The organism is Pedobacter sp. TM02 (assembly GCF_059705275.1).
In genome coordinates this window covers 3,976,946-3,991,726 of record NZ_AP046530.1, presented here as the reverse complement: position 1 = coordinate 3,991,726, position 14,781 = coordinate 3,976,946, and the positions used below count along the sequence as shown (strand labels likewise).

General features: G+C 45.4%; 11 protein-coding genes. 6 read left to right on the top strand and 5 right to left on the bottom strand.

Annotated features, from left to right (window positions below; all coding sequences use genetic code 11):
• The first annotated feature begins 5 nt into the window (after positions 1-5).
• On the top strand, positions 6-1,835 hold the full coding sequence (locus AC6H1S_RS17155; RefSeq protein ID WP_497564402.1) for a DUF4153 domain-containing protein: 1,830 nt from the start codon (positions 6-8) through the stop codon (positions 1,833-1,835).
• Positions 1,836-1,866: 31 nt separating this feature from the next.
• Positions 1,867-4,158 (top strand): helix-turn-helix domain-containing protein, encoded by a 2,292-nt coding sequence (locus AC6H1S_RS17150; RefSeq protein WP_497564401.1) that lies wholly within the window; start codon positions 1,867-1,869, stop codon positions 4,156-4,158.
• Between the two features lie 106 nt (positions 4,159-4,264).
• On the opposite strand, the gene dapF is transcribed toward AC6H1S_RS17150, so the two are convergent.
• Positions 4,265-5,050: a diaminopimelate epimerase gene (gene dapF / locus AC6H1S_RS17145; RefSeq protein WP_199136197.1), complete on the bottom strand. Its 786-nt coding sequence runs from the start codon at positions 5,048-5,050 to the stop codon at positions 4,265-4,267.
• Positions 5,051-5,306: 256 nt separating this feature from the next.
• Here dapF and AC6H1S_RS17140 point away from each other — a divergent pair, with 256 nt between their 5' ends.
• The 4 genes from AC6H1S_RS17140 to AC6H1S_RS17125 all read left to right on the top strand — a co-directional run bounded on the left by AC6H1S_RS17140 (position 5,307) and on the right by AC6H1S_RS17125 (position 10,649).
• Positions 5,307-6,860: a trypsin-like peptidase domain-containing protein gene (locus AC6H1S_RS17140; RefSeq protein WP_497564400.1), complete on the top strand. Its 1,554-nt coding sequence runs from the start codon at positions 5,307-5,309 to the stop codon at positions 6,858-6,860.
• A gap of 222 nt (positions 6,861-7,082) precedes the next feature.
• Positions 7,083-7,781, top strand: a complete 699-nt coding sequence (locus AC6H1S_RS17135; RefSeq protein WP_199136193.1) for a succinate dehydrogenase cytochrome b subunit — start codon at positions 7,083-7,085, stop codon at positions 7,779-7,781.
• A gap of 30 nt (positions 7,782-7,811) precedes the next feature.
• Positions 7,812-9,791, top strand: a complete 1,980-nt coding sequence (locus AC6H1S_RS17130) for a fumarate reductase/succinate dehydrogenase flavoprotein subunit (protein ID WP_199136191.1) — start codon at positions 7,812-7,814, stop codon at positions 9,789-9,791.
• Positions 9,792-9,878: 87 nt separating this feature from the next.
• Complete coding sequence (locus tag AC6H1S_RS17125; protein WP_199136374.1) at positions 9,879-10,649, top strand: succinate dehydrogenase/fumarate reductase iron-sulfur subunit; 771 nt, start codon at positions 9,879-9,881, stop codon at positions 10,647-10,649.
• 218 nt (positions 10,650-10,867) lie between these two features.
• Here the strand turns inward: AC6H1S_RS17125 and AC6H1S_RS17120 are convergent, their stop codons facing one another.
• From AC6H1S_RS17120 to AC6H1S_RS17105, 4 genes are read right to left on the bottom strand one after another with little or no spacing between them, the layout of a single operon-like run.
• Complete coding sequence (locus AC6H1S_RS17120) at positions 10,868-11,638, bottom strand: energy transducer TonB (protein WP_497564399.1); 771 nt, start codon at positions 11,636-11,638, stop codon at positions 10,868-10,870.
• Positions 11,639-11,650: 12 nt separating this feature from the next.
• Positions 11,651-12,364 carry a TonB-dependent receptor plug domain-containing protein gene (locus AC6H1S_RS17115; protein WP_497564398.1) on the bottom strand — a complete coding sequence of 238 codons (714 nt, stop codon included), beginning with the start codon at positions 12,362-12,364 and terminating at the stop codon, positions 11,651-11,653.
• A gap of 9 nt (positions 12,365-12,373) precedes the next feature.
• On the bottom strand, positions 12,374-14,371 hold the full coding sequence (locus AC6H1S_RS17110; protein ID WP_497564397.1) for a TonB family protein: 1,998 nt from the start codon (positions 14,369-14,371) through the stop codon (positions 12,374-12,376).
• A complete protein-coding gene (locus AC6H1S_RS17105; protein WP_199136183.1) occupies positions 14,368-14,745 on the bottom strand; it encodes a BlaI/MecI/CopY family transcriptional regulator in 378 nt (125 codons plus the stop codon). Before AC6H1S_RS17105 ends, AC6H1S_RS17110 begins: the two co-directional genes overlap by 4 nt.
• Positions 14,746-14,781 lie beyond the last annotated feature (36 nt).

The following is a 14,781-nucleotide window of genomic DNA, read 5'->3' as shown; positions in this document are numbered from 1 at the left end:
TCGTTATGAAACTACCTTCGATACAAACGCTCTGGCGAGGGGCTGCTGGCGTATTTGTGCGCTTCCCTTTGCAATTTCTGCTTGCAGTTTCATCAACCATCATTTGGTGCTGGCTTAGCGAACTCAATTACAGCGAAAATACCCCTTTGGCCAATATTTTGATTAAGCTGCTTTTGCTGGCTAACTTGGCGCTTACGCTTTTGCTGTCTGCCGATCTTTTTGCCGAATCGCATGGTTATGCAAAGGGCAGGAAATGGGGGCTGAGGCTTTTGGCCTTGGCAATTTGTGTGGCTTTGTACTTTTTGCTCCATCCCTGGAAAAATGCCAATGATATTTACCGTATCCTGCAGCTAGCTTTTGCCTTTCATTTGCTGGTCGCTTTTGCGCCTTTTATTGGCCGCGCAAACCTGAATGGCTTCTGGCAGTACAACAAGACCCTCCTTTTGCGCTTCTTAACTTCGGCTTTTTATGCCGGAGTGCTCTATGCAGGCCTGGCCATTGCCTTGTTTGCCATCAATGGGCTGTTTAATGTCGACATCAATTACAAATGGTACATGAAGCTACTGGCCTTTGTGAGCGCCGGCTTTACTACCGTTTTCTTTTTGGCAGGCGTGCCTTCTGATTTCGATAGCCTCGAAAAAGAGCAAGATTATCCAAAGGCGCTCAAGATATTTACGCAATATGTGCTCATCCCCTTGGTAACGATTTACCTGGCTATTTTATTGGTTTACGAAATCAAAATTGCCATTGCCTGGCAACTGCCCAAAGGCCTTGTTTCTACCCTGGTATTGGGCTATTCGGTTTTTGGCATTTTGTCGCTGCTGCTGGTTTACCCGATCAGGGAACGTGAAGGCAATGGCTGGATTAGGCTGTTTTCGCGTTTCTTTTACCTCATGATTATCCCTTTGTTGGTACTGCTCGTGCTGGCCATTGTAAAAAGGGTAGGCAATTATGGCATCACCGAGTCGCGTTACGTTCTGATTGTACTGGCACTTTGGCTAACTGCAATTACGGCTTATTTTCTGCTCAGCAAAAAGCAGAACATCAAGGTTATTCCCATCAGTCTTTGTGTATTGGCCTTGCTAACGGTTTACGGACCGCAGAGTGCTTTTTCGGTAGCCAGGTATTCGCAGTTGGCCAGGCTTAAGCGACTGATGCACCAGCAAAGCAAGCAGGCGATGAAAGAACGGCCGAAAGTGGTTCGCTACCTGATAGAACAGCATGGATTAACTTCGTTGCAAAGCTTTACCAAGGCCGATTTAAAGCAAATTGAACAGAAGATAGACAAGAAGCTTGCCAATGGTACGGTCATATACAAGTACGAAATCAAACAAGAAAAAACCGATACCGCTTTAGCCTTGCTCAAAATCAAGGATATTAATTTCGACGATGAAAGTGTACAATTTAACTTTGACAGCGAAAGCAACGTCGGGATTGTGGTGAAAGACTACGATATTTACTTCCCTTCGGCATTTTATAGCGATGACCAACAGCGCAGTTTTGCAGGTGCCAAGTTCAAGTTCGAGTACCTGTCTCGAAATAATACCGGCAAGGCAAGAGGTGAGTACCAGTTGAAACTTACCATCAACGAGCAGGAACCCTTGGTGTTTGACCTGCGTGCCCTGGCCCAAAAGCTCTACTTCAAATACAAGAACGATTACACTGCCGATATGAATAAAAAAGACATTCCGTGGCAAGAAATGCAATTGACGCAGCAAACGAGGGATTTTACGGTTACTTTGGTACTCGGCAACGTGAATGGCACCTTCAAAAAATCAGACAAAGATTTCTCCTGGATGGAATTTCAGGGTGGCGTACTCGTTAAAAAGCGTTAGGTTTGCAACAAAAAAGGGTAAAAGATAAGTGATGATGATACAGGTACCGGAAGCGCTCCAGCCGGCAGAGTTGGCCGCCAAATTTATCAATTTAACGTCGAGGCATATTTTCCTTACCGGCAAGGCTGGTACCGGAAAAACCACCTTTCTGCGTAATTTGGTATCGCTAACCCACAAAAAAACAGTTATTGTAGCGCCAACGGGCATTGCGGCCATTAATGCGGCCGGGGTAACCATCCATTCCCTGTTCCAGCTGCCTTTCGGAACTTTTCTGCCTAAAGTAGTGCCCGATCAGCAGTTGGGCGCCTATCAGCATTACCATACCCCCAAATCAATTATCAAGCACCTGCACATGAACGCCACCAAACGACGCATCTTGTTGGATTTGGAGCTTTTGATTATCGATGAAGTGAGCATGCTGCGGGCCGACCTGCTCGACGCCATCGATATGGTGCTGCGCTATGTGCGCAAAAACAATTCGGGCTTTGGCGGGGTCCAGGTATTGTTTATTGGCGATCTGCACCAGTTGCCACCGGTAGTAAAAAATACCGAATGGGAGCTTTTGGCCCAATTTTACAAAAGCGCTTTCTTTTTTGATGCCTTGGTGCTCGAGCAATCGCCACCTATTTACATCGAGCTTGAAAAAATCTACCGGCAGGCCGACGAGGTTTTCATCCAATTGCTCAATAACCTGCGCAACAACCAGGTCACTGCCGCCGATGTAGCCCTGCTTAAATCGTATTACCGGCAAAACTACCAGCCCGACCTCAAAGACAACTACATTACCCTAACCACCCACAACAACAAGGCCGATGCGCTGAACAAAAACAGCCTGGCCGAATTGGAAGGGAAATCGTCTTTTTATAAGGCAACGATTACCGACGAATTTAGCGAAAGTTCGTATCCGGCCGAACGGATATTGGAGCTGAAGGTTGGCGCACAGGTGATGTTTATCAAAAATGATCCAACCGGCGAACAGCGCTTCTTTAATGGCAAGATAGCCGTGATAACCAAACTGGAAAGCGATTTGGTAGAAGTCAAGTTCGAAGATTCGAGACAACGGCTGAGTGTGGAAAGGTATACCTGGAAAAATGTACGTTATACGGTAAATAAAACCACCAATGAGATTGAAGAAGAAATTGCAGGTACTTTTACCCAGTTTCCGCTCAAGCTGGCCTGGGCCATTACCGTACACAAGAGTCAGGGGCTTACTTTTGATAAAGCCATTATCGATATTGGCGATGCCTTTGCCCCCGGGCAGATTTATGTAGCGCTGTCGAGGCTCCGCTCGCTGGACGGGCTGGTGCTCACGTCGCTCATTTCCGACCGTGGCATCCGTCAAGATCAAAATGTAACTTATTTTGCCAAGACCAAGCAGCAACAGGAAGACCTGGCCGTACAGATCAAAAGAGAAAGCTTTGCGTTTATGCGCCATTCGCTGTTGCAGGCTTTCAACTTTGCCACGTTGGATAATTATGTGTTTGAGCATGTGTTTAGCTATACCAAAGACGAAAAGCGATCGGCCAAACAAACCCATTTGAGCTGGGCCGTGAAGCTGCAACAAACGCTCATTGCGCTAAGGGCTCATGCCGATAAGTTTTTAAAGCAGCTAGAGCGTTTATGCGCCGGCGCCGGTACGGCCGAAGGTTTTGGGCTTTTGCTCGAACGTACTGAAGCCGCAACGCAATATTTTACGCCACAATTGATGGCGATGAGCGATTCGATTTTTGAACTGATCGAAAAAGTAAAAACCGAAAAACAAACCAAGGAATATCTGGCCGAATTGCTCGAAATGGAACTGATGTTTGACGAGCAATCTAAAAAAATCAACAAAGCAAAGGCTATGTTGGTGGCTGCAGGCGAAAACAGGGAGCTGACCAAAGAAGACATTGTAGCCTTGCACCGCAACCCTAAACGCAACGAACAAATCAGACAAGCCTATTCGGGTGGCAAAGAAGATTTTAACAGCGACGATGGCTACACCAAGCTCAAAAGCAAAAAGAAAAGTAAAGCGCCGGCCTTGCCTAAGCCCGATACCAAAGAACTGACCTTGGGTTTGTTTAAGGAAGGCAAAACTGCCGAAGAAATTGCCAAAGAGCGAAAAATGAGCTTAGGAACTATTGAAGGCCATCTGGCTCATTTTGTAGCCAAGCACGAAATCAAGGGGAGCGATTTGGTGCCTCAAAAAAGGCTCGACCGGATGTTGGAGGCCATCACCACGCTCAAAACCATCAGACTCAACGATCTGCGCGAGCATTTGGGCAAATCCTACAGTTTCAGTGAAATCAAGATTGCGGTAGCCGTGTACCTGGCCGACAGCTAAAGAAGGTAGTTTGTTTGGTATGACAACATATTTTATATTTTGCGCCGTACCCAAGAGGCGGTAAAATTAGCTATTAATCCTGTGTCAATACGCTATACGCCCTTCGCTATATATCCAGTTCTCCGTCAAAAACCTTTTCGGCAGGGCCACATAAAAATACATCGGTAAATTTTTGGCCATCGTAATTGAAGTTAACCTGCAGTTTGCCACCCAAAACCTCAATAGGTGTTTCTACTTTGCCAATTTGTTGCTGGTGCTTGGCCATGGCCATGGCAACTGCCGTTACGCCGGTGCCACAGGCATAGGTTTCGTCTTCAACGCCACGCTCAAAAGTACGGACAAACAAACGGTCGGGTTTAGGTTCTACAAAGTTTACGTTGATGCCATTGGCTTGGTAGGTTTCGTTGTTGCGGATGGCTTTGCCTTGGTTAAAAACATCTAAGGAAGCCAGGTTTTTTACCTGCGCTACATAATGTGGCGAACCGGTATTCAGTACAAAGGCATCTCCGTCTTTTTCTACCTGTTCAACATCAATCATCTGCAGCTCTACCCAATCGCCTTCGGCTGTAATTTTGGCATAATGTGGGCCGTCTACTGCCAAAAAATTGGTTTCGCTGTCAAAAATGCCCAAGTGTTTGGCAAAAGCCACGATGCAACGACCGCCATTGCCGCACATGCTGCCAGGTTTGCCATCGGCGTTATAGTACACCATTTCAAAATCGTAATCCTCATGGTCCAGCAAAAACATCAAGCCATCGGCACCAATGCCAAATCTGCGGTGGCAAAGCTGGGCTACGAGCTCGTTATCAATGTTTTCGAGCGGGCTCATGCGGTGGTCGATCAGGATAAAATCGTTGCCGGCGCCTTGGTATTTGGAGAATTTGATGTTCATGCTTTCTTCATTTAAAAATAAAATATTTGTTAGTGGAAAACGGAAAATCCAAATCTAAATTTGATTTAACATTTTTTAACAAAAATTAGGATGTTCGAATGATACAAATATCGTTTATATGGTATTAATTTTGAGTAACACATCAGTAAAAAAGTAAATAATACATTTTCGGCAAAAGCAAGCTGAGCCAACCGCCCGGGTGAGAGGCCAAGAAAGCTGTTGCCGGCTTGTTAAAATAAAAGTAAATAATTAGCAAATGAAAAAAATAGGATTAATAGTGTTGGCTGCTTTCTTAGGTGGGGCAGTTGCAATAGGCGCTTATAAACTATTGGAGCGCAAAAACGATAGCTACTCATTAGCAGAGAAACAAAACATGATGTTTGCCAACAACCCGATCAAGGTGGCTTCATCAGGTTCGGTTGATTTTGTACAAGCGGCAGCAGCAGTATCTCCGGCGGTAGTACATATCAGGACTACTTACAGCAATAACAACAGCGATGCCGAGCAAGGCGGTGGCAGCATGGACGATATGTTTGAACAGTTTTTTGGTGGCGGCGGCCGAAGAATGCAACGCGTGCCAAGAGCCGCATCGGGTTCGGGTGTAATCTTAACCCCTGATGGCTATATCGTAACCAATAACCACGTGGTTGACAATGCCGATAAAATCGAAGTGGTTTTGTCGAACAGGAAAAAAGTAATGGCCAAAGTAATTGGCAAGGATGCCAATACAGATTTGGCATTGATTAAGGTGGATGCAAAAGATCTTCCTTTTGTAAAAATGGGCAACTCTGATAATGTGCAGGTGGGCGAATGGGTGCTTGCTGTTGGTTTTCCATTGGATTTGCAGACCACAGTTACTGCGGGTATCGTGAGCGCAAAAGCACGAAACATCGGTATCTTGAATAGAGAACAGCGACAACCAACCCGCGAACAATACGAAGAGTATCAAAGAACCGGCAAGATGCCAGACCTTCCGGCTAATAATGCCATCGAATCGTATATCCAAACCGATGCGGCCATCAACCCAGGCAACAGTGGCGGCGCTTTGGTGAATGCCAACGGCGAGCTGATCGGTATCAATGCCGCTATCGCTTCAGAAACCGGCAGAAGCGAAGGATATGGTTTCGCTATTCCAATCAACCTGGCCAAAAAAATCTTAGAAGACTTTAAAGAATTCGGTACTGTAAAACGTGGCTATATCGGTGTAACCTTCCAAGCTTTGGATGCCGACGTTGCCGAACGTTTAAAAGTGAAAGATATTAATGGCCTTTATGTTAGTGGCGTTGTGCCTAATGGTGGCGCAGCTGCCGCAGGCATTAAAGAAGGCGATATCATTAAAAAAGTAAACGGAACCGAAATTTACGACTCGCCAGATCTGCAAGAAAAAGTGGGCCGTATGCGTCCAGGCGATAAAGTAGCTTTATCTGTTTTGAAAGCCGATGGCTCAATGAAAAACGTAACCGTAACCTTAAAGCCTGAAAGTAATGTAAGCCTGGCTTCTACCAAAGCACCGGCCGAAAAACCAACAGGTGCCACCGTAAGCAAATTGGGTGCATCTTTTGCGCCTGCATCAGCAGCGGCCAAAGCCAAATTTAACCTTAAAAACGGCGTGGTGGTTACCGATGTAAAAGCCGGTCAGCTTTTTGATTACTACGACGTGCCAAAAGGCGCCATCATTACCAAGGTAAACGGCGTGTCTGTAAATAGCGTAGCCGATATCGAAAAAGCCCTGCCAACTTCTCGCGATGGTCAAATTACCATTTCGGGCGTTAGCGATAACCGCATGTTTACCATTTCGTTTGGGAACTAAGTTTCCAAATTCATAGTTGAGAAAAAGGACAGCCCAAAAGCTGTCCTTTTTTTATGGGCTTTAGTGGGCTAACTGCTTCAGCGAATGTCAATTTCTGCCAAAATCAATTTCTTTTTTTAGAATGTTTCTAAATTGTTTATTTGTCACGATTTTATCATCTGCAATCTTATTTTAAATCATATTTTAAATACTTTTGCAGTCTAGAATATAAATTAAAAGCTAATGGGTAGTATCGCAAATGCTTTTTCCTCTTCTATAGGAAAAAAACTAATAATGGGCATCACAGGCCTGTTTTTAATCTCTTTTTTAGTGGTTCACTGTTTCTTAAACGCTTTTGTGTTTTTTGACAATACCGGTGTACTGTTTAACGAAGGCGCACATTTTATGGCCACTAACTGGATCATCAGGGCTATGGAAGTTGTTTTGATGGCAGGCTTGCTTTTGCATATTGTACAGGGCGCCAGATTAACCTTTCAAAACCAGGCCGCCCGTCCTGAAAAATATGCCTACAACAATGGCAATGCCAACAGCAAATGGTATTCGCGGTCCATGGGTTTGTTGGGCACCTTGTTGCTCATGTTCCTGATTGTGCACTTGTCTGATTTCTGGGTGGTTTCGCGCTTTACCGGTATCGAGCAATTTAATGGCGGTACGCCACTAGATGCCGCTGGCCACGAAGATTTATATGCGGTGATGCATGCCAAATTTAGTCAGCCATGGCGCGTGGTGCTTTACGTATTGGCCATGATCTCATTGGCTTATCACCTGTTGCATGGTTTTGCTTCGGCCTTTCAAACCTTGGGCTGGAACCATAAAAAATATACGCCGATCATCAAAACCCTTGGTGTTTGGTTCTCGATCATCGTTCCGTTGCTTTTTGCACTGATGCCAATTGCAATCTACTTTGGATGGAGTTTTTAAAATAATTTTGGACGAATAAAGCTAAATATAATGTCAGCATTAAATTCAAATATACCTGAGGGAGAATTGACCAGCAAATGGACGAAATACAAATCGTCTGTAGCCTTGGTTAACCCTTCTAACAAAAGAAGCTTAGAAGTAATTGTAGTAGGTTCGGGCTTGGCAGGTGCTTCGGCCGCCGCCACTTTGGCCGAAATGGGCTACAAAGTAAAATGCTTCTGTTTTCAGGACTCGCCTCGTAGGGCGCACTCTATTGCGGCTCAAGGTGGTATCAACGCCGCCAAGAACTATCAGAACGACGGCGATAGCACTTACCGCTTGTTTTATGACACCATTAAAGGTGGCGATTACCGTGCCCGCGAAGCCAACGTGCACCGTTTGGCAGAGGTAAGTGCCAACATTATCGACCAATGCGTGGCTCAAGGCGTGCCTTTGGCCAGAGAATATGGTGGCTTGTTAGATAACCGTTCTTTTGGCGGTACACAGGTACAAAGAACTTTTTATGCCGCTGGCCAAACTGGACAGCAATTGCTTTTGGGCGCCTACAGTGCTTTAGAGCGCCAAATTGGGATGGGTAAAGTAGAAATGTTTACCCGCCACGAAATGTTGGAAGTGGTTAAGATTGACGGCAAGGCACGTGGAATTATCGCTCGTAACCTGATTACCGGCGAATTGGAGCGCCACTTCGGCCATGCGGTTGTTTTAGGAACTGGAGGTTACGGAAACGTGTTCTTCCTTTCTACCAACGCCATGGGCAGCAATGTAACCGCGGCCTGGAAAGCCAACAAACAAGGTGCTTTCTTTGCCAATCCATGCTACACGCAAATTCACCCAACCTGTATCCCGGTTTCTGGCGATCACCAGTCGAAACTGACTTTGATGTCCGAATCGTTGCGTAACGACGGCAGGATCTGGGTGCCTAAAAAGAAAGACGATACCCGTAAAGCTTCTGAAATTCCTGAAGACGAAAGAGATTATTACCTGGAGCGTCGTTACCCTGCTTTTGGTAACTTGGTGCCACGCGATGTGGCTTCGAGAGCTGCCAAAGAGCGTTGCGATGCCGGTTATGGCGTAGGGGCTTCTAAACTGGCGGTTTACCTCGATTTCAAAGCCAATACAGAACGCTATGGCCGTATTGAAGCCGCTAAAGCTGGTAACCATAATCCTGATCAGGAAACCTGCATGCGTTTAGGTACAGAAGTAATCAAAGAGAAATATGGTAACCTGTTCGATATGTACAAGCAGATTACTGGCGAAGATCCATATGAAACGCCGATGCGTATCTATCCGGCCGTTCACTATACCATGGGTGGCCTTTGGGTTGATTATAACCTGATGACTACCGTTCCGGGTTTGTACTGTACCGGAGAGGCCAACTTCTCAGACCACGGCGCCAACCGTTTGGGTGCCTCGGCATTGATGCAAGGTTTGGCAGACGGCTATTTCGTGCTTCCTTACACCATTGGCGCTTACCTGTCGAAAGAGATTTCTGTAAAAGCAATTCCAACAGATCATCCTGCATTTGTAGAGGCTGAGCAAAGCGTAAGAGATACGCTCAACAAGCTGATCAACATCAAAGGAACCAAATCGGTAGACCATTTCCACAAGAAACTAGGCCTGATTATGTGGGAAAAATGTGGCATGGCCCGTAATGCAACAGGATTAAAATCGGCGATTGCAGAAATCCAACAATTGAAAAAAGACTTCTGGGCCGATGTACGCGTACCAGGAGACGTAAACGAATATAACCCAGAGCTGGAAAAAGCCGGTCGTGTGGCCGATTTTATTGAACTAGGTGAGTTGATGTGTATCGATGCCCTTAACCGTAACGAAAGTTGTGGCGGACACTTCAGAGAGGAGTACCAAACCGAAGACGGAGAAGCCCTGCGCGACGACGAGAACTACGCTTATGTAGCTGCCTGGGAAAATAAAGGCGACGGAACCTTCGAATTGCACAAAGAAGAACTGAAATTCGAAAATATTAAAATAGCACAAAGAAGTTATAAATAGATGTGAGTAAAGAGACGTGAGATATGAGAACGGATAATCCAGTCTCACATCTCATATCTCAAATCTCCACTCTCAAATCTCAAGAAAATGAGTACAGGAAATATGAACTTAACGCTAAAGGTTTGGCGTCAGAAAAACAACAAAACCAAAGGACAATTGGTCGATTATAAAGTGGCCGATATCTCTCCAGACATGTCGTTTTTGGAGATGTTCGATGTTTTGAACGAGAATCTGATCAATAAGGGCGAAGAGCCTATCGTGTTTGATCACGACTGTCGCGAAGGTATTTGTGGTATGTGTTCGATGTTTATCAACGGCAGGCCGCACGGACCAAAAGAGGGCATTACCACTTGCCAGCTCCACATGCGTTCTTTTAAAGATGGCGACACCATTGTGGTAGAACCATGGAGAGCGAAGGCGTTTCCGGTGATCAAGGATTTAACCGTAGACAGATCCGCTTTCGACCGCGTTATTGCCGCTGGAGGCTTTATTTCGGTCAATACAGGCAATGCACAAGATGCCAATAACCTGCCTATTCCGAAAGCGCAGGCTGATGCCGCTTTCGAAGCGGCGGCCTGTATCGGCTGCGGGGCCTGTGTAGCGACCTGTAAAAATGCATCGGCTATGCTTTTTGTGTCGGCTAAGATTTCGCAGTTGGCTTTATTGCCGCAAGGCCAGCCAGAGCGTTACAAACGCGTACAAGGCATGGTGGCGCAAATGGATGCCGAAGGCTTTGGCAACTGTACCAATACCGGTGCCTGCGAGGCTGAATGCCCTAAAGGAATTTCTTTAGAGAACATTGCGCGCATGAACAGAGATTTTTACGCCGCTAAGTTCATTAGCGAGGAAGAAGGATAGTTCGGCGGCCAGTTTGCAGTCGAAAGCCGACGGCTTATCGGTTTACAGAGAACTGGAAACTGATTTGCTTTTTTGCAAAAAAATGATTAGATTTAGTTATCCGAGACAAAGGAGAACAAATATGAAACGAGAAACCCCAACCATTAGGCCGGGGTTTTTTGTTTGGTTTATGATAGCCGGGTAATTGACATGGCTTTAGCTCTTGCCTCAGTCTTGATTTATTTGGCGGCTAAAGTAAACTTAATCGGCAGGCTATAAGCAGATCTTACAGGCTCTCCATCTTTCTCGGCGGGGTTCCATTTCTTCATCAGCTTTACTACCCTAACGGCTTCCTCGTCGGCGCCACCACCAATTCCTTTCATCACCTTAATATCTTTAATGCTGCCATCGGCTTCTACCATAAATGATACAAATACATTGCCCTGTATATTCTTGGCAACTGCTTCTTTAGGATATTTGATGTTTTGGCCCAAAAACTTATAAAGTGCTTGTATACCATCGGGATAGCTTGGCAGGTTTTTCGTTTTTGGCTCGTTACCCGCTACCTTGTCTTGGTTATTGCCTAGCGCTGGTTTGCCATTTGTGCCTTTATCCAAAGTAAATTTAACCGGCATTTTATAGGCTACTTTTACGGCTTTTCCGTTTTCGGTGCCCGGGGTCCATTTCTTCATCATTTTTAATACCCTGACGGCCTCTTCGTCTGCGCCACCGCCAATTTTCCTGTCCACCTTGATGTCTGAAACCGAGCCATCCTTATTAACCATAAAAGACACCAATACATTGCCTTGTATGTTTTTGGCAGCTGCTTCTTTAGGGTATTGGATGTTTTGGCCTAAGAATTTGTAGAGCGCGGCTATGCCTCCCGGATAGGTTGGCGGATGCTGCATGCTGACAAAGTTGTATATCTTTTCGTCTTGCGCTTTCGTTTCGTTGAGGCATAAGATGAGCAGCAACACCGCAAATAGCGATGAGAAAATCGGTTTTTTCATATGTTTTTGGGTTTAGTTTGCTGTTTTTTTGGTCTTTTCTGAAGCGTATTTTTTGGTGGTAATCACAATGACGCCATTCTCGGCAGCTTTGCCATATAAGGCTACGGCAGACAAGCTTTTGAGGATCTGTACGCTGTCTATGCTTTCTGGAGAAAGCGTTGCCATTTCAAAATCTTCGACTGTCTTGCCATCAATTACATACAAAGGTTGGCCGGCACTTTGGCCATTCGAGTTTCTCAAAACAATGCGGGTGCCATTTTCGCCTCTAAATTCGATGTTTTTGCCGTTTTTTGGCGCATTGGCGATTGTGGGAGCCATGGCACTGATATTGATGGTGCTGAGCGCCTTAAAGCCGGTAGGCATTTGGGCATCCTGGTTAATGATTGTGCTGTTGGAGCCTTGCAACCTAAACGAAGTACGAATGGCATAGCTTCCGTTTTGAGACGGTTTAAATGCCGGGTAGGCCAAGATGAGGTTCACCACTTCCAAGTCTGTTTTGGTACTCAACTGGTTCTGTACATTTATTTTTTTTACTATTCCCTTGTCCAGGTTAAAGGTAATGATGTTGTCGCCCTGTAGCAGCTCGGTTCTGGCTTCGGCAGGGTAGCTTATTTTGGTGGACAGATAGCGGTAAAAGGCATCCCAATTGGTCACGCTTTGTGCCCAGTTTTGAAAAGAACAGATCATGAGCATCGCAAATAGCGATGAGGCCACAAGTTTTTTCATATCCTAGTTTTAATTTCTGTTAATCAGGGTAGCAGTTACTTTTGGTATTTTTTGTTGTTTCGAAGTAATCAGGAGCGCGCCGTTTTCAGCCACTTTTCCGTACAGGGCCACGCCACTTGCCGAATTGAGTACATCTACGCTTTTGATGGTGCTGGCGTCGATGTCTTTCAATGCAGCATATTCTTTGATTTCGCCATCAAGTACAACCAATGGCGCATCTTTTTCGGGAAGCCCCTTTAAGCGGATGGCCATGCTTTTCGGCGAAATTTTTTCTCTTTTGCCGGCATCCAAGGCAAATTTGATCGGAATGTTGTACTTAACCCTTACCGCTTTGCCGTTCTGCGTGCCAGGGTTCCAATTTTTGCTGAGCTTGAGTACGCGGATGGCTTCTTCGTCGGTACCAAAGCCCAGTCGGCGGTCTAATCTAATATCACTTAAAGAACCGTCTTTTTCTACCGTAAAGGAAACAAATACATTGCCTTGGATATCGTTTTCGATGGCCTGGGTTGGATATTTGATGTTTTTGGCCAAGAACTCATAAAATTTGTTCACGCCACCCGGATAGCTTGGCGGGTTCTCCAAGGTCACGAAATTGTAGATGGTCTTGTCTTCGGGCTTAGCTTCTTCAGGTTCTTTTTCTTTAGGAGCGGCAGCTTGGATAAACAAATTGATTGGCGTATAGTCTGCTGGATTGTTGGCTTCTTCGTTAAGCATTTTGCTGGTCGCACCATCAAGTTTAAAGGTTACTTTGAGGCTGTATTTTCCATCTTTTTGCAGCAAATCGTCGTAGTTTAACAAAGTTTGCATCACCTCTTCTTCGCAGCCTTCGCCGATTTCGTTCTGTACCAAAACATTTTGCAGCTTACCATTGATTACACTAAAATTAACCACCACATTACCTTGGATCTTTTTTTGGACGGCGGTGGCCGGATATTTTACCCGTTCTGACAAATACCTGAAAAACGAGTTTAGCGAGGCGCCGCTATTATCGGTATTTTCGACTGGCGCAGTAGCCGGCTCCATAAACTGGTTTACAATTACGGCTGTTGTTTTAACGGTAGAATCTGGCGGGGGTGGCGGGGCAAGGTTGACAACGCTTAAGGGAGCTTGGATCAGCTGGCCAACCACAGCCTTGGCATCGTTCAGCGGAATTTGCTGGGCCACGGCTAAAATCTTGTTGTTTTTACGGATGGTAGCCGAAGACAAGACCAAAGTGAGCGAAAAAAGTGGCACAAACAGGCCATATTTAAGAATGGCTGTTTTTTTAGACCGCTCCTTGTGCAACATAAAGATGCGTTTTTTGATCAGCGATTTGGTTAAAAAGCCATTGGTAAGCGTATTGGGCCTTACGCCGAAGGCCTGGCTCAGCAAAAGCAACGAATAGGTTTCCTTGTCGCCCTGAAATTTGGCTGCGGCTTCGTCGGCCAAAAATTCATGTATGTTTTTTACCGTGTATTTGTAAGCATAAATAATGGGGTTGAACCAAGTAAAAATGCCTAACAGCTCAAAGAAAAGCACATCAACGGTATGGAGTTGCTTAATGTGGATGTCTTCGTGCAGGCTTACCGTGGCTATTTCGGGTAGGTCGGTCGAAACCACTTTTTTTCTGAAGAAAGAAAAAGCGGTGCCCTTGCTGATGCTGCTAAAGAGCTTGCGGACGGCCAATAGCTGAAATACAAATCGGCCTAGAAAGAACAAAATCCCCAACAAATAAACAGATACGATAAAAGTACCCCAGTTAAATTTTGCAGCCTGGTCATCCAGTATGGTTACCTGGGCTACCAAGCTGTTCAGCTGGTCTACACCCACGTAAATATGACGGCTTACTTCTTGTTGGCTGAACCATTCGAAGCGCATAAACGGAATGCCCAGCGAAAGCAGGCCAGAACCGATCAGGTAGATGCGGTTCAATACAAAATAAGTTTCCTTATCGAGCAACAGCCTGTAGAAGCAGTAAAAAATAACCAGGTAAATGTTTACCTGCAAGAGATAATGCGCCCAACTCATTTTGGCCTATTTTTAAATTTGTTGATCATTTTTAGGATCTCGTCAACATCGCTCAGGTCGAGTTTTTCTTCTTTGACGAAGAAAGAGAACATACTTTCTACCGAGTTCTCGAAATAGTTGCCCAGTAGTTTTTCGGTGGCGTGGCGCTTGTATTCCTCCCTGCTGATTAAAGGGTAGTATTTGTGCGCCTTGCCAAAGGCTTCGTGGCCAATAAAGCCCTTTACCTCAAGAATACGAATAATGGTAGAGACCGTGTTGTAGGCCGGTTTCGGCTCTGGCAAATAATCCATCACCTCTTTTACAAATGCCTTGTCTAATTGCCATACAATTTGCATGATCTGTTCCTCTGCCTTCGTTAAATCTTTTATTTCCATGATAATTGTTGTGTTTTGTTGTTTGTTTACAATAGG